Annotated in this window: 10 protein-coding genes; 3 read left to right on the top strand and 7 right to left on the bottom strand. The window is 67.2% G+C overall.

The genetic code is table 11. The features are described from left to right. Window position 1: 1 nt before the first annotated feature. Window positions 2–1126, bottom strand: a complete 1125-nt coding sequence (locus tag ACV7JP_RS13815; protein ID WP_457796247.1) for an efflux RND transporter periplasmic adaptor subunit — start codon at window positions 1124–1126, stop codon at window positions 2–4. Between the two features lie 246 nt (window positions 1127–1372). On the opposite strand from ACV7JP_RS13815, the gene pepN reads away from it, so the two are divergent. Both pepN and ACV7JP_RS13805 read left to right on the top strand, forming a co-directional pair. Continuing rightward, entirely contained in the window at window positions 1373–4024 is a 2652-nt protein-coding gene (gene pepN, locus ACV7JP_RS13810) for an aminopeptidase N (RefSeq protein ID WP_457796246.1), read from the top strand. A gap of 158 nt (window positions 4025–4182) precedes the next feature. Continuing rightward, on the top strand, window positions 4183–6597 hold the full coding sequence (locus ACV7JP_RS13805; protein WP_457796245.1) for a PAS domain-containing sensor histidine kinase: 2415 nt from the start codon (window positions 4183–4185) through the stop codon (window positions 6595–6597). On the opposite strand, the gene ACV7JP_RS13800 is transcribed toward ACV7JP_RS13805, so the two are convergent. Next, window positions 6501–7907, bottom strand: coding sequence for a sensor histidine kinase (locus ACV7JP_RS13800; RefSeq protein ID WP_457796244.1), 1407 nt, complete (start codon window positions 7905–7907; stop codon window positions 6501–6503). The two genes, ACV7JP_RS13805 and ACV7JP_RS13800, sit on opposite strands and share 97 nt — an antisense overlap. Window positions 7908–8085: 178 nt before the next feature. Between ACV7JP_RS13800 and ACV7JP_RS13795 the strand changes: the two genes are divergently transcribed. Beyond that, window positions 8086–8538, top strand: a complete 453-nt coding sequence (locus ACV7JP_RS13795) for a hypothetical protein (RefSeq protein WP_457796243.1) — start codon at window positions 8086–8088, stop codon at window positions 8536–8538. Window positions 8539–8548: 10 nt separating this feature from the next. On the opposite strand, the gene ACV7JP_RS13790 is transcribed toward ACV7JP_RS13795, so the two are convergent. The 5 genes from ACV7JP_RS13790 to ACV7JP_RS13770 all read right to left on the bottom strand — a co-directional run bounded on the left by ACV7JP_RS13790 (window position 8549) and on the right by ACV7JP_RS13770 (window position 15766). After that, on the bottom strand, window positions 8549–9232 hold the full coding sequence (locus ACV7JP_RS13790) for a response regulator transcription factor (protein WP_457796242.1): 684 nt from the start codon (window positions 9230–9232) through the stop codon (window positions 8549–8551). Window positions 9233–9456: 224 nt separating this feature from the next. Beyond that, the gene (locus tag ACV7JP_RS13785; RefSeq protein WP_457796240.1) at window positions 9457–10968 is read right to left on the bottom strand and encodes a Do family serine endopeptidase; all 1512 of its coding nucleotides are present in this window, start codon (window positions 10966–10968) and stop codon (window positions 9457–9459) included. A 268-nt stretch (window positions 10969–11236) separates the two neighbouring features. Next, window positions 11237–12253, bottom strand: coding sequence for a magnesium/cobalt transporter CorA (corA, locus tag ACV7JP_RS13780; protein ID WP_457796239.1), 1017 nt, complete (start codon window positions 12251–12253; stop codon window positions 11237–11239). Between the two features lie 6 nt (window positions 12254–12259). After that, entirely contained in the window at window positions 12260–12871 is a 612-nt protein-coding gene (gene grpE, locus ACV7JP_RS13775; protein ID WP_457799092.1) for a nucleotide exchange factor GrpE, read from the bottom strand. Window positions 12872–12940: 69 nt separating this feature from the next. After that, entirely contained in the window at window positions 12941–15766 is a 2826-nt protein-coding gene (locus ACV7JP_RS13770) for a [protein-PII] uridylyltransferase (protein ID WP_457796238.1), read from the bottom strand.

The following is a 15766-nucleotide window of genomic DNA, read 5'->3' as shown; positions in this document are numbered from 1 at the left end:
ATCACTTGCTCTCCGCTTCCGCCAGTTCGGCGAGAAGCGTCAGAAGGCCGCGGGTCGCGACGCGCTCGCCCACCGCGAGCGGGCCCTGTACGGAGGCGAATTGCGGCGTCTCCGAGACCAGCGTGACGGGAACCGCGCGAAACCCCTCGGGGACTCGCACGAAGACCCAGCTATGGTTCAGATGGCTCACCACGGCGTCGGCCGGGATGCGCCATTGCGACGCGCCGCCGCCCTTCACGCGCAGAATGGCCTGAAGCGCCTGCCCGGGCCGCAAGAGGCTCCGGCCTGGCCGGAACTCGGCCACCGCCGTCACCGATTGCGTCCCCGAGTCGACCGTGCGGCCGACGCGGATCAGCTTGCCGTCGAGGCCGGCGGAAGGCAGATGCACCCGCTCGACGCTGTCGAGCGCGACGGCGCGGCCGAGCGGCACCTGCAGATTGACCCAGATCGGGTCGAGCCGGGCGATCGTCACGAGCGGCGCCGAGGCCGCCACCCGCTCGCCCGTGGTGCCGTGCCGCTGCAGGATGGTGCCGCCGATCGGCGCGCGCACGAGAAGCGAGCTCGCCAGCTTGCGATCCTTGCGAAGCGCGACGATTTCCGACTCGGCCATGCCGGCGAGCGTCAGGATCTGGGCGCGCTCGTCCAAAGTCGCGCGCGCCTGGGCCGCCTCGGCCCGCGTCACGATCAGCCGGCGCTCGGCGATGATGCGCTCCTTGAAGAGCTGCTCGTCGCGACGCAGCTTCTCGCCAGCGAGATTGGCCTCCGACATGGCGTGCAGAAAGGCGCGCTGCGCCTCCACCAGCTCGGAGGATTTCAAGGTGGCGATGGGATCGCCTTCCTTGACGTCCTCGTCCGGGGCGACGAGCAGCGTCTCGACGAGGCCGGCCGCCGGGGCGGCGACGATCCGCAATTGCTGAGGCGGCACCGCGACGACGCCGGGCACCACGATCTCGCCGACGCCCGATTCGGCCTCGACCGGCTGCGTCTCCACGCCGGCCGCGTGGATCTGCTCCTCGGTCAGCTTGACGAGAATATCCTGCCCCGCCGGCCCTGGCGGAGCGACGGCCCAGGCGCCGGACGCGGCGCCGAAGACGAGAAGGAGAGTGAGAAGAAGTTTTCGCCGCATGTCCGATGGGTTGTAATTTAGAGCGTGAGCGGCGCCGATCAAGGCGAAGGGCGCCGTTGGGGCGGCCTGTCGCCGATCTTGACCGCCATCCGCCGCCCACTCAAGCGTTACCAAGGCATTAATATGGCTTTCCCAAGGGAAAAATTCCCAGCTTCCGCCGGCCCGGAGTCCGCCGGTCGCAAATCGCGCCGCGCCGCCTATATTCGACGGTTAAGATCAATTCTTCCCGCCCTTCGAGGAATTTTAATGCGCCACCCCGCCAATGTCGCCGTCCGCCTCGCCGATTATCGCCCCGCCGACTTTCTGATCGACGCCGTAGGGCTCGATATTTCCCTCGACCGAACCGCGACCAGGGTCGTCGCGACCCTCTCGCTGCGCCGCAACCCCAAAGGCGCGCCGGACGCGCCGCTCGCTTTGGACGGCGACGATCTGACGCTTGTCGGCGTCAAGCTCGACGGGCGCGCGCTCGGCCCGCAGGACCATTCGGCGACGCCGGACAGGCTGCTCCTGGAAAAGGTCCCCGACGCGCCCTTCACGCTCGAGATCGAGACCCGGGTCAACCCCGCCGCCAACACCCAGCTCTCCGGCCTTTACCGCTCGGGCTCGGCCTATTGCACCCAGTGCGAGGCGGAGGGCTTCCGGCGCATCACCTATTTTCTCGACCGCCCGGACGTGCTCAGCGTCTACACGACGCGGATCGAAGCCGACAGGACCGAGGCGCCGATTCTGCTCTCCAACGGCAATCCGGGCGAGACGGGAAATATTCCCGGCGGGACCCGCCATTACGCCGTCTGGCGCGATCCCTTCCCCAAGCCCTCCTATCTCTTCGCGCTCGTCGGCGGCGATCTCGGCGTTCTGCGCGACAGCTTCACGACGATGTCGGGCCGCGAGGTCGCGCTCGCCATCTATGTCGAGCACGGCAAGGAGGCGCGGGCGACCTACGCCATGGGCGCGCTGAAGCGGGCCATGCGCTGGGACGAGGAGAGGTTCGGCCGCGAATATGACCTCGACGTGTTCAACATCGTCGCGGTCTCCGACTTCAACATGGGCGCGATGGAGAATAAGGGCCTCAACATCTTCAACGACAAATATGTGCTGGCTTCTGCGGAGACGGCGACCGACGGCGACTATGCGGGCGTCGAGGCCGTCATCGCGCACGAATATTTCCATAACTGGACCGGCAACCGCATCACCTGCCGCGACTGGTTCCAGCTCTGCCTGAAGGAGGGCCTCACCGTCTTCCGCGATCAGGAATTTTCCGCCGACATGCGCTCGCGCGCCGTGGAGCGCATCGGCGACGTGCGCGGCCTGCGGCTCGCGCAATTCCCCGAGGACGGCGGTCCGCTCGCCCATCCGGTGCGGCCGGACGTCTATCACGAGATCAACAATTTCTACACGGCGACCGTCTATGAGAAAGGCGCGGAGATCGTGCGCATGCTGCGCACGCTGATCGGCGACGAAACCTTCCGCCGGGGCATGGACCTCTATTTCGAGCGCTTCGACGGAACGGCGGCGACGGTGGAGGATTTCCTCTCCTGCTTCGCGGAAGCCTCGGGCCGCGACCTCTCGCATTTTGCGCTTTGGTACAGCCAGGCCGGCACGCCGGTCCTCTCCGCCGAAGGCGCCTATGACGCGGAGGCCAAGAGCTTCGCGCTCACGCTGCGCCAGGAGACGCCCCCCACGCCCGGACAGAGCCAGAAGAAGCCGGTCGTCGTCCCGATCGCCCTCGCGCTCTTTGGCGAGAATGGCGAGAAGCTCGAACTGGCGAGCGCCGACGCGCGGCCGGAAGAGCTGGCGCGGGGCCTGATCGAGCTCGCCGACGCCGAGCGCAGGATCGCCTTCGTCAATGTGCCGTCGCGGCCGGTCGTCTCCGCGCTGCGCGGCTTCTCCGCGCCGGTGCGGCTGGCGCCGGCGCCGGAAAGCGCCGATCTCGAAAAGCTGCTCGCCTGCGACGACGATCCCTTCAACCGCTGGCAGGCGGCGCAAAGCCTCGCCTTGCGCGCGATCTTCGCCCGCGTCGACGCGGCGAAGAACGGCGCGCCTCTTCCCCAGGCGCCGGGCTTCGTCGGCGCGCTGCGCAGCCTTCTCGCCGATTCCGACGCCGATCCCGCCTTTGCGGCGCAGGCGCTTTCGCTGCCTTCGGAAGTCGACCTCGCGCGCGAGGCCGGCCATGACGTCGACCCCGACGTGCTCTTCGCCGCGCGCCTCGGCTTGCGCGAGGAGATCGGCCGCGCTTTGGGCGCCGACGCCGAGGCCGCGTATAGGCGCCTCGCCGACGCCGGCCCTTATTCGCCGGACGCGGCGAGCGCGGGACGGCGCGCGCTCAGGGCCGTCGCGCTCGACCTCGTCGCCGCGGGCGACCCGGCGAAGGGCGTCTCTCTCGCCCAGAGTCAATTTGCCGCAGCCGGCAATATGACCGACCGTCTGGCGGCGCTCGGGCTTCTCGCCTTCCTCGGCGGCGACGCGCGCGAAGCGGCTTTCGCGGCTTTTTACGAGCAGTTCAAGGGCGACGCGCTCGTTCTCGACAAATGGTTCTCGCTGCAAGCGACGATCCCGGAGCCCGCGACGACCGGCCGCGTCGTCAAGCTCATGTCCCACCCGGACTTTTCATTTGCCAACCCCAACCGCGTGCGCTCGCTGATCGGCGTCTTCTCGAACGCCAATCTCACCCGCTTCCACGCGCTCGACGGGTCCGGCTACGATCTTCTCGCGCGCGTCGTGCTCGAGCTCGATCCGAAGAATCCGCAGCTCGCCGCGCGGCTTCTCTCGGCCCTGCGCGCCTGGCGCACGCTGGAGCCGCGCCGGCGCGCCCTGGTCGAGGAGAGATTGCGACACATCGCTGATCAGAAAGATCTTTCCCCAGATACGAAGGACATCGCCACGCGCGCGCTTTCCTGAGCGGGGCGCGCGCCGAAGAGGCGCGTTAACGTTCAATTAAGGTCTGGACAATTCGAGCCTGAAAGATTCGAATGAAGGTGATTCGGGCGCTTCCGGCCCGTTCGAGGGATCGCCAGATTTCGGAGATTTTTATGGCGCGCGTCACCGCAGCTCGTGCGATGAGTCACGCGGAAACGGTGTGGGGCGCCTATCGTTTCAACGGCAATGGAGAGAGGGATCCGAAGGAAAGCCCCTGGCTGAAGCGGGCCGCCTTCATCGTTTCGGCGATCGGCCTCGTCTCGCTTGCCGCCTTCGCCGTCACGCTGACGACCTCGATGCAGGACCAGCTCGTCGAGGAGGCGACCGCCGATTTCGAGGTCTTCGCGCACGCCGTCTGGCACGACCTTCACGACAAGATACAGGCCGACGCGCAGAAGTCGCTCGGCGAACCGCTGAACAAGATCCTGCCCGGCCGCGCCACCGCGCGCGGGCGCCGCATTCTCGTCACCGACGATCGCGGCCATGTCGCGGCGGCCTTTCCGCCGATCGACTCCAAGAACGCCACGCTCACCGACGTCCTGGGCGCCGAGCAGGTGCTGACCGAATTCGCAGAGAAGGCGGGCGTGATGCGCATCAAGCTCGCCGACGGCACGCCCGCTCTCGCCACGGTGCAGAAGCTGCCCGCGCCTTACGGGCAGGTGGCGATGATCTATCCGCTCGACAATGTGCTCGGCGAATGGCGCGCCATCGCCGCGCATTACGCGGTGGTCTTCGCCTTCACGACCCTCATGCTGCTCGCGGTCGTCTTCGCCTATTTCCGGCAGTCGCGAAAGCGCCAGGCCGCCGAGCAGGTCAACGCCTATATCCGCACGCGGCTCGACGCGGCGCTGTCCCGCGGCCGCTGCGGCCTGTGGGACTGGGACATTGCGCGCGGCCGCATCTACTGGTCCGACTCCATGTATGAAATGCTCGGCCTCCAGGCCGAGCCGCGCTGTCTTTCCTTCGGCGAGCTCAACGCGCTGATGCATCCCGACGACGGCGATCTCTCGGTGGTCGCCGAAATGGTTTCCGCCTCCCGCACCAAGAGCGTCGATCACGAATTCCGCGCGCGCCACGCCAATGGGCAGTGGATCTGGCTGCGCGCCCGCGCGCAGCTCGTCGACGACGCGCAGGACGCCGGCCTGCATCTCGTCGGCATCGCGGTCGACGTCTCGGAGCAGAAGGCGCTCGCGCAGCACACCGCCACCGCGAATATGCGCCTGCGCGACGCGATCAACGCCATATCGGAAGCCTTTGTGCTGTGGGACGCGCAGAATCGTCTCGTGGTCTGCAATTCGAAATTCCTCGATCTGCACGGCCTCGCGCCCGAATCCGCCGCGCCCGGCGCGGCCTATGGCGAGATCATGTCGCGCCGCACGGCTTTCGTCCTCCAGCAGGAGACCTCTTCGGCCGAGAGCCGCCGCGCCGGCGACGCCCGCACTTACGAGGCCCGCCTTTCGGACGGACGCTGGCTGCAGATCAACGAGCGGCGCACCAAGGACGGCGGCTATGTCTCCGTCGGCGCCGACATCACCGCGCTCAAGCGCAATCAGGAGAAGCTCATCGAGTCCGAGCGCCGGCTCACGGGAACCGTCGCCGATCTCACCCGCTCGCGCCAGACGCTGGAAATGCAGGCGCAGCAGCTCGCGACGCTCGCGGAGCAATATCACCATCAGAAGGCCGAGGCCGAGGCCGCCTATCTCGCCAAGTCCGAATTCCTCGCCAATATGAGCCACGAGCTGCGCACGCCGCTCAACGCCATCATCGGCTTCACCGAGATGATGCTCGCCGAGCCCTTCGGCGCGCTGGGCTCGCCGAAATATATCGAATATTGCAGCAATGTCCGTCAGGGCGGGACCTATCTCAACGAGGTCATCTCCGACATTCTCGACATGTCGCGGCTCGAGGCCGGGCTCGTTCGCCTCGCCGAGCGCGAGGTGAACGCCGCCGAGGCCGTGCGCCGCGCCGCCGGCGCCTGGCGCGCCCGCGCCGAGGAAAAGAAGATCACGCTCATCGTCGAGGCCGACGAGAAGCTGCGTTGCGTCGGCGACGAGGCGCTGATCGTCAAGGCGCTCGGCGTCCTGCTCTCAAATAGCGTCAAATTCACCGACGCCGGCGGCTTCGTGCGTCTGTGCGCGCGCCATCACGGCGCGTCGATCGCCTTCTTCGTCGAAGATACGGGCCAGGGCATCGACCCGCGCGCCTTGCCGAAACTCGGCCGCCCCTTCGAGCAGGGCGCCGGCGTGATGGAGAACGGGATGAAGGGCTCGGGGCTCGGCCTCGCCATCGCCCGCGCGCTCATCGACCTCCATGGCGGGGCGCTGCGTTTCCGCTCGCGGCTCGGCGTGGGAACGGTGGCGATGATACGGCTCGCCTGCGCCCATTGCGCCGGCAGAAACGTCACGCCGCTCGTCGCGCGGCCGACGGAGCAACAGCCGGCGAAGCTCCCCGCTCCCGCCTATGCCCGCTCGCGCGAGACCGCCGCGCGCGTCGCGGGCAGCGACAGCGCGACACGCAAGCCCGGCGCATTGTCCTCGATCCGCAGGGTCCCATGATGCAGGCGGGCGACCGCCGCGGCCATCGACAGGCCGAGGCCGGAACCCGGCCGGGAGCGTGAATTTTCCAGCCGCACGAAGCGCCCCACGACGCGCTCGCGATCCTGCGGCGCAATGCCGGGGCCGTGATCCGCCACGGTGATCTCGATCTGACCGCAGACGCGCCTGGCCGTCACGTCGATGCGCGGATTCTCGCCCGACGCGCCGTATTTCAGCGCATTGTCGACGAGATTGACGACCGCCTGTCCGAGCAGCTCGCGGCTGCCGGTCACGCAAAGGCCCGGCTCGGTCGTCGCCTCCAGACGAACGCCCTGCTCTTCCGCCACGGGCTCGTACATCTCCACGATGTCGCTCACCACGGCGTCGGCGTCGTAGGCCGTGAGATTGTCGCTCGAATAGCAGGCCTCGGCGCGCGCGATCATCAGCAGCGCGTTGAAGACGCGGATGAGTCCGTCCGACTCCTCGATCACGGCGGTGAGCGCCTCGCGATGCTCGCCATTGTCCGACGAGCCGCGCAGCGCGGCTTCCGCGCGGTTGCGCAGGCGCGTGAGCGGCGTCTTGAGGTCATGCGCGATATTGTCGGAGACCTCGCGCAATCCGGTCATCAGCTCCGAGATGCGCTCGAGCATGGCGTTGAAATTCTCGGCCAGACGGTCAAGCTCGTCGCCGGCGCCCGTGACGGCGAGGCGCTCATGGAGATCGCCGGCCATGATGCGGCGCGCCGATGCGGACATCACGTCCACGCGCTCCAGCATCCGATGCGCGACGAAAAGACCGCCAAGGGCGCCGACGAGCGCCAGCCAGAACAGCGAGACGCCGAGCGCGCGGCGCAGAATGTCGCGCAGGACCTGATGGTCCTCGATGTCGTGGCCGATGAGCAGGCGGAATCCGCCCGGAATGAGGAACAGACGCAGCAGCGCCGGATGCTCGACGCCCGGCTCGCCGCGCCTTTGATAGGGCGTCTCCACCAGTTGCGACCCGCCGGCCGGCGCCGACGTCGGCGGTTCGATATTGCCGACGATCACATCGCCCGAATGCGTCGTGAGCAGATAGAGCGAGCCGCCGGGCGCGCGCACCCGGCGCTCCAGCGCATTGGTGAGCTGATGCAGCCCGCCTTGCGCATATTGCTCGGAGAGCGCGCGAATTTCCGCCTCGACCGTCTGCTCGATCTGCTCGTCCAGCACCTCCTTCACCCGCGCGCCGACGCGGGTCAGCACCAGCCCCGCCCCGATCGAGAAGAGGACGAGATAGGCGAGCGACAGCTTGAAGGCCGTCGTGCGAAAGAGCTTGCCGACTTTTCCGGTGAACAATTGCGCTTCCCTGTCCCGCGCCTCCCGGCCATGCCCGAGGCGCTTGGCCAAGATATGGGGATTAGCACGGCTTTTGTCGCAAGGGCGCCGGCGGCGGCTCGGAACTCGCGCGCGCGATCAACGTTCGTTTACGAGGGGCCAGCCTAGGTAGAAAGCGATGCGTAAGAATTTGAAAACCATGATCCTCACAGCGCTTTGCGGCTCGACCGCCTTCAGCGCGCTGCCGCCCGAGGCGCTTGCCGGACCAATGAGCGTCTCGCCGCCTTCCGCCGTCAGCCTCAACCTCCCGACGACGGAAGTCCACTACTACCGGCGCCACTGGCGTCACCGTCACTGGGGATATTGGCGGCCATATCGTCACCATTGGGGATACTACCGCCCCTATTACCGTCACTGGGGGTACTATCGCCCATACCGCCACTGGGGCTATTACCGGCCCTATTATCGGCGGGCCTATTACCGCTACCCGTATTACGGCTACGGCTACAATCCCGCCGGCGCCCTTTTCGCCACCGCCGCGCTCGGCCTGATGGGAGCCGGCATCGCCGCCGCGACGGCCCCGCGCTGGGGATGGGGCGGATGGGGCGGTTGGGGCTGGGGGCCCGGCTGGGGCTGGGGCGGATGGTGGTGATCCGCTGACGCTACCGCATCCCGTCCCGGATCATGTAACCCGCTCCGCGTATCGTATGCAGGAGCGGGTTCTCCCTGCCCTTGTCGATCTTCGACCGCAGCCTGGAAATATGCACGTCAATGACATTGGTCTGCGGGTCGAAGTGGTAGTCCCAGACATTTTCGAGCAGCATGGTGCGCGTCACCACCTGGCCCGCATGCTTCATCAGATATTCCAGCAAGCGGAACTCGCGCGGCTGCAGCACGATCTCCTGCCCGCCGACCGTCACCTTGTGCGATAATCGATCCAGCTCCAGATCGCCGACCCGATAATGCGTCTCCTCGCCGCGGGGGCCGACGCGGCGGCGCACCAGCGCCTCGATGCGGGCCAGGAGCTCGGAAAAGGCGTAGGGCTTGGGCAGATAGTCGTCGCCGCCGGCGCGCAGGCCCTTCACGCGGTCGTCCACCTGTCCAAGCGCCGAGAGGATCAAGACCGGCGTCTCGACCTTCTGCTCGCGCAGGCTGGAGATGAGCGAGAGCCCGTCCATTTTCGGCAGCATGCGGTCGACGATCAGCACGTCGTAATCGCCCTCCCGCGCCGCGGCGTAGCCTTCGAGGCCGTCGGCCGCATGGTCGGCGACATGGCCCTGCTCGCGAAACGCCTTGACGAGGTAATCGCTCGCTTCTTTGTCGTCTTCGATAATGAGTATTCGCATCGCTGGCATAATAGCGGACCTTGCGAAAAAACGGCAGGCCGGCGCGAGGAGCGCGCCGGCCCGCCCGCGACGGGCGCCAGGAGGGGGCTGGCGAATGCCCGTCGCTCTTCATTGCGTGGGACCGTCTGCGGGCGGGTGCAGTCTCGCGGTCCACGTCGCAAGAAGCTCTCTCTCGAGCGAACGCTGATCCGAGAAGTCGGAAACTTCTCGGCGGCGCGCCCGCGTCACCCCGCGCTTTGCTTCACCGGCACGGCGATGAACTTCGCGCCGTCCGCCGATTTCACCCGCAGCAGGACGGAGCGGCGGCCTTCCTTGCGCGCGCCGTCTATGGCGCCGGAAAGATCGGCCCGCGAGCTCACCGGCTGGCCGCCGGCCTCGACGATCACGTCGCCCCGGCGCAGGCCCTTCTGCGCGCCGGCGCCGTTCGGATCGATATCCGTCACCACGAGACCCTCGCCGCCGGCGCCGCGCACTTCGGAAGCCGGCGCCACTTCGACGCCGAGGCTCGCAATGCTCGCCGGGCCGGCCGAGCCGCCGCCGAAATCCTCGTCATCGGCTCGCGCCTCCCTCTCCTCCGGCAACTTGCCGAGGGTCAGCTTGGCCGTCTTCTCCACGCCGTTGCGGAGATAGGTCAGATCAACCGATTTGTTCGGCCCCATGGCGGCGATCTTGCGCGCCAGCTCGCGCGGCGTCTCGATCCTCTCGCCATTGATCGCCATGATGACGTCGCCCGCCCTCAGGCCCGCGGCCTCGGCCGGCGCGCCCTTCTGCGGCTGCGCGATCAGCGCGCCCTTGGTCGATTTCAGCCCGAGGCTCTCGGCGATTTCCGGCGTCACCGGCTGGATCTTCACGCCGATCCAGCCGCGCGACACGACGCCCTTGTCCTTGAGCGCGGCGACGACATCCTTGGCGACTTCCGCCGGAATGGCGAAGCCGATGCCGACCGAGCCGCCCGAGGGCGAATAGATCGCCGTGTTGACGCCCACGACATTGCCTCGCGTGTCGAAGGCGGGACCGCCCGAATTGCCGCGATTCACCGGCGCGTCGATTTGCAGGAAGTCGTCATAGGGGCCGGCGCCGATGTCGCGGCCGCGCGCCGAGATGATTCCGGCCGTCACCGAGCCGCCGAGGCCGAAAGGATTGCCGACCGCGATCACCCAGTCGCCGACGCGCGGCTGCGCGCTCGCCCATTCGACGTAAGGCAGCTTTGCGCCGTCGCTGACCTTCAGCAGCGCGAGGTCGGTGCGCTTGTCCTTGCCGATCACCTTAGCCGGGAGCGTGCGGCCATCGTCGAGCGCCACCTCGACGTCGCTCGCATGTTCGACGACGTGGTTGTTGGTCACGACATAGCCGTCGGCGCTGATGATGAAGCCAGAGCCCTGCGACTGCGTCATGCGCTTCTGCGGCGTCTCGCCGAAGCGTTTGAAGAACTTATACATGGGATCGTCGGGCGAAAGCTCGCCCTGGCCCTCGAAGGGATTCTGCGACTCTTCGTAGCCCTTCACCTTGATGGCGACGACGGCGCCCTTCACGCGCTCGACGACGTCGGCGAAAGAAGCGGGGCCTGCGGGCGCGACCGTGACGGAAGACGACGCCTCGGCGAAAGCCGCGTTCACCGGCGCGCCCACGCCCAGGCCGAATGCGAGCGCGGCGGCCGCGCCCATCAGCGCAAGGCGCGAGGCGCGGCGACGACGCGCCGGCATATGGGAGCTGCGCTCGAAAATCGGATGATGCATTTCAAATACTCTCCATTCTCGCGGCGAAGCCCTGGAGGACTTGAGCTTGGGAGCCGGCATCGCCGCCTGCATGAGGAAGATGGAGATGCGCCGCTTGCCGTCCAATGGCCGGCGGATGAAACTTTCGTAAGGCAAAGCGCGGCCGCACGGCTCGCGGACGTGCGAGCGGAGCGAAGCAATCCAGAACCGCGTTGACGCTCTGGAGTGCTTCGCTCCGTCCTCGCAAGGACGGCGGCGACGAATTATGGGCGGCGGAAAATCTCGCGCCTCACAGCCAGCCGGCTCGGCGGAAACGCCAATACAGCGTCAGGCAAACCGCGAAGGTGACGCCCAGCACGCCGTAATAGCCGTATTCCCACTTGAGCTCGGGCATGTGCTCGAAATTCATGCCGTAAATGCCGGCGATGGCGGTGGGCACGGCGAGGATCGCGGCCCAGGCGGCGAGGCGGCGCGAAATATTCGTCTGCTGCATTTGCGCGTTCATCAGGCTCGCCTCGAAAGCGAAGGCGAGCGTCTCGCGCAGCGTGTCGATACGCTCCTGCGCGCGCCGCAGATGGTCGCGCACGTCGCGGAAATGCGGCCGCATCACGGGGTCGATGAAGACGATGTCCGTGCGCTCGAGGCGCCGGCAGACATCCTCCAGCGGCACGACGGCGTTGCGCAGGCGCAGCAGATCGCGCCGCAGCGTGTAGAGCTGCTCAATCTCCTCCTGTCCCATGGAGATCGTCAGGACATGGTCCTCTATGTCGTCGACCTGATCGCTGACGCAGTCGAGCACCGGGAAATAATTATCCACGATGAAGTCGAGGATGGCGTAGACGATGAAATCCTCGCCCTCCGAAAGACGCTGCGCCCGCGCCTCGCAGCGTTGGCGCACCTGCGCATAGCTTTGCGAGGCGCCGTGGCGCACGCTCACCACATAGCCTTCGCCGACAAAGAGATGGGTCTCGCCGAAGGTGACGCGGCCGTCCTCCATCTGCGCGGTGCGCGCGACGATGAAAAGGCCGTCGTCGAACTCTTCGAGCTTGGGAAATTGATGCGCCTTCGCGGCGTCCTCGATGGCGAGCGGATGCAGCGCGAACTGCTTTCTCACCCGCTCCAGCAGATCGACGCCCGGTTCGAAGAGCCCGATCCAGACGACATGGCCCTCGCGCTTCGCCCAGTCCCCGGCCGCGTCTAGGTCGATATCGGCGACCTTCACTCCCTTGCAGTAGACGGAGGCGTTGACGACGCCGCGGCGCTCTTGCGCCGCCGCCTTCGTCTCTTCGCGCGCAAGGACGTCCATGGCCTGTCAGGCCTTGGGACCGCCGCGCGTCACGCCGACCTTGGCCGGACGCAGCACGCGCTCTCCGATCATGTACCCCTGCTCCACCACCTGCGCCACCGTGCCGGCGGGCCTGGTCTCGTCGGGGATCTCGAACAGCGCCTCGTGCTGATTGGGATCGAATTTGGCGCCCTGCGCCTCGATCGGCTTCACCCCGAAACGCGCGAGGCGCGAAAGGAAATCGCGCTCGGTGACGCCGAGCCCGTCCAGCAGCGCCTTGGCGACGGGATCCAGATTGGGCCGCGCCTCTTCCGGCACGCTCTCGGCGGCGCGGCGCAGATTGTCGGCGAAGGCCAGCATTTCGCGGGCGAAGCTCGCCACGCCATAGATCTTCGCGTCCGCGACCTCCTTCTCGGCGCGGCGGCGGACATTCTCGACCTCCGCCATGGCGCGCAGGAGCTTGTCCTTGAGGCCGGCGTTTTCCTGATAGAGATTCTCCAGCTCGGTGAAGGGCTCGGGCTCGCCGATCGGCGATTCCGCCGAGGGCTGCGACAGGGAGGACGCATGCGCCTCGCCCCCGTTCGCGTCCTGCGGCGGCGGGGTTTCGGCGTTGTTCCCGGCGTTGCTCTGGTCGCTCATGCTCATGTCCGTCTTCTGGATAAGGGGCGTTCTTCAAAGGCCTCGATATCTGCGCTCAAGAACGCAAAATCAAGTCGCCGCGACATTCTGCGTCCCGACGCCAGGCGGCTTCGGGCGCTTCTCTCCCGCCGGCGCGAAGACCTCCAGAAGCTGCCGCTTGATGGCCGCCTGGCGTTGCGGGGCGACGATTTTCGCGCCCGTCAGGTCGGTCACGTAGAAGGCGTCCACCGCCCGCTCGCCGAAGGTCGTGATATGGGCGGAGGCGATGTTGAGGTTCAGCCTGGAGATGGCGTTGGTCAGGTCGAAGAGGAGGCCCTCCCGGTCGAGGCCGGAGACCTCGATGACCGTATAGACATTGGAAAGGCTGTTATCGACCACGACCTCGGGCGCGACATTGAAGGCCGTCGGCGCCTGGTTCTGCCTGGCGCGGGCCTTGACGGCGTCCGATACGATGACTTCGCCCCGCAGCGCCCTGGCGATGAATTCGGCGATGCGGCGCGCGCGGCGCAGCTCGTCCTCGTCGAAATCGAAAGCGCGCGAGATGAAGATCGTGTCGAGCGCCAGCCCGTCCTGGGTCGTGAAGATATGCGCGTCGACGATGTTCGCGCCGCTCGCCGCGCAGCCGCCGGCGATGATGGAGAGCAGCCGGCGATGGTCGGGCGCGATGACGGTGAGCTCCACGGCGCCGCGCGCGCGATCGAGCTCCACGGCGGTCGCGAGCGGCGTTACGGCTCCGGTGAGCTTTTCCAGCATATGCGCGTGGCGCACCTTGCGCGCGACGTCGACCTTCAGCCAATAGGCGGGGTAGTGCCGCTTGTCGTAGGCGTCGAATTCCTCGTCGCTCCACTCGGGCAGCGCGGCGCGCAATTCCGCGCGCGCGACGGCGACGCGGCTCTTGCGGTCGACCGAGGAATGGCCGCCGCCGAGCACGACTTCCGTCTCCCAATAGAGCACGCGCAGAAGCTGCGACTTCCAGGCGTCGAGCACGCCGGGGCCGACGGCGTTGATGTCGCAGACCGTGAGCACGAAGAGCATTTTAAGGCGCTCCATCGTCTGCACGATGGCGGCGAAGCTTTCGATCGTCACGCGGTCGGAAAGATCGCGGCTCTGCGCGAAGCTCGACATGGTGAGATGATGCTCGACGAGCCAGGCGACCGTCTCCGTCTCGCCGGGCGTGAAGCCGAGGCGCGGGCAGAGCGTGCGCGCCACCTCCATGCCGGCGATGGAGTGGTCCTCCCTGCGTCCCTTGGCGATGTCGTGAAGGAAAAGACCGAGATAAAGCACCTTGCGATTCACGATCGTCGGCAGGACTTCGCTCACGAGCTGCGGATGCTCGGGGAAGCGCCCGGCTTCGAGGTCGGAGAGTCCGCCGACGGCGCGCAGCAGATGCTCGTCGACCGTGTAATGATGATACATGTTGAATTGCATCATCGCGACGATGCGGCCGAAATCGGGAATGAAGCGTCCGAGCACGCCGGTCTCGTTCATCCGCCGCAGGATGATCTCGGTCATGTTGCGCGACAGCAGGATTTCGAGGAAGAGCCGGTTCGCCTCCCTGTCGGCGCGCAGCTCGGCGTCGATCTCGCGCAGCGACAGCGTCACGGCGCGCAACGCGTCGGGATGCAGCGGCAGGCCGTGATGGTCGGCCATCCAGAAGAGTCGGATGATGTTCACCGGATCGCGGTGGAACACTTCCTCGTCCGCGACGCTGATGCGGTCATGCGCGATGACGAAGTCGCCATGCGGCGCCTTGGCGCGCCGGCGGCGGAAGGGCTGCATGAAGCGCTCGAAAATGGCGCGCGGCTTGGCCTGCCGCTCTTCCAGCGCCGCGCAGACGATCGCCGTGAGGTCGCCGACCTCCTTCGCGACGAGAAAGTAATGCTTCATGAAGCGCTCGACGCGCGAAAGGCCGCCGCGGTCGTGATAGCCGAGGCGTTTCGCCATGGTCGGCTGAACGTCGAAGGAAAGCCGTTCCTCCGCGCGCCCGGTCGAGAAATGGAGATGGCAGCGCACGCGCCAGAGAAATTCCTCGCAGCGCTCGAAAAGGGACAGTTCGGCGGAGGTGAACAGGCCCGCCGCGACCAGTTCCTCGGGATCGCGCACGCGATAGACATATTTCGAAATCCAGAAGAGCGTGTTGAGGTCGCGCAAGCCCCCCTTGCCCTCCTTCACGTTGGGCTCGACGAGATAGCGCGACGCGCCGGCGCGGCGCACGCGCGCGTCGCGCTCGGCGAGCTTCGCGGCGACGAATTCCCGCGTGTCCGAGCGGGCGACCTCCTTGTCGAAGGCGTCCTGCAATTCGGCGAAAAGCTCGGCGCTGCCGAGAATGAAGCGCGCCTCCAGCAGCGTCGTGCGGATGGTCATGTCGGCGCGCGCCTGTCGCATGCATTCCGCGACCGAGCGCGTCGCGTGGCCGACCTTCTGGCGCAAATCCCAAAGGACGTAGAGGATCGCCTCGACGACGCTCTCGCCCCAGGGCGTCTGCTTGTAGGGCAGGAGAAACAGCAGATCGATGTCCGAGCCCGGCGCCAGCATGCCGCGCCCATAGCCGCCGACCGCGACGATGGTCAGGCGCTCGGCGAAGGTCGGATTGTCGGCGGGATAGACGTAATTGACGACATAGTCGTAGATCGCGCCGATCAGTTCGTCCTGAAGCTGCGAGATCAGCCGCGCGCAGGCGAGGCCCGAGCCGCGCGCCTCGAGCCGGGCGCGGGCGCGGGCGCGTCCCTCGGCAAGCGTCGAGCGGAAGAGATCGACGGCGGCCGTGCGCCTGGCGTGGCCCTTCTCCGTCCTGCACAGCTCCGCGACCGGCGCCGCGAGCGCGGCGCGCAGGCCGCGAAAGCCCGTCGTCGGATCGAGCCTGTCGAAGACGCCCGCCGAAACCGTCTGGTTCAT

It is taken from the genome of Methylocystis sp. S23 (genome assembly GCF_054106005.1).
Note: the sequence above shows the minus strand (reverse complement) of the source record. Positions and strands in the feature narration are given on the sequence as shown.

Bases quoted from the DNA above. Each gene is read 5' to 3' on its own strand.
- ACV7JP_RS13815 (WP_457796247.1), bottom strand. From the start codon at position 1,126: ATGCGGCGAAAACTTCTTCTCACTCTCCTTCTCGTCTTCGGCGCCGCG.
- pepN (WP_457796246.1), top strand. From the start codon at position 1,373: ATGCGCCACCCCGCCAATGTCGCCGTCCGCCTCGCCGATTATCGCCCC.
- ACV7JP_RS13805 (WP_457796245.1), top strand. From the start codon at position 4,183: ATGAGTCACGCGGAAACGGTGTGGGGCGCCTATCGTTTCAACGGCAAT.
- ACV7JP_RS13795 (WP_457796243.1), top strand. From the start codon at position 8,086: ATGATCCTCACAGCGCTTTGCGGCTCGACCGCCTTCAGCGCGCTGCCG.
- ACV7JP_RS13790 (WP_457796242.1), bottom strand. From the start codon at position 9,232: ATGCGAATACTCATTATCGAAGACGACAAAGAAGCGAGCGATTACCTC.
- ACV7JP_RS13785 (WP_457796240.1), bottom strand. From the start codon at position 10,968: ATGCATCATCCGATTTTCGAGCGCAGCTCCCATATGCCGGCGCGTCGT.
- corA (WP_457796239.1), bottom strand. From the start codon at position 12,253: ATGGACGTCCTTGCGCGCGAAGAGACGAAGGCGGCGGCGCAAGAGCGC.
- grpE (WP_457799092.1), bottom strand. From the start codon at position 12,871: ATGAGCGACCAGAGCAACGCCGGGAACAACGCCGAAACCCCGCCGCCG.
- ACV7JP_RS13770 (WP_457796238.1), bottom strand. From the start codon at position 15,766: ATGAACCAGACGGTTTCGGCGGGCGTCTTCGACAGGCTCGATCCGACG.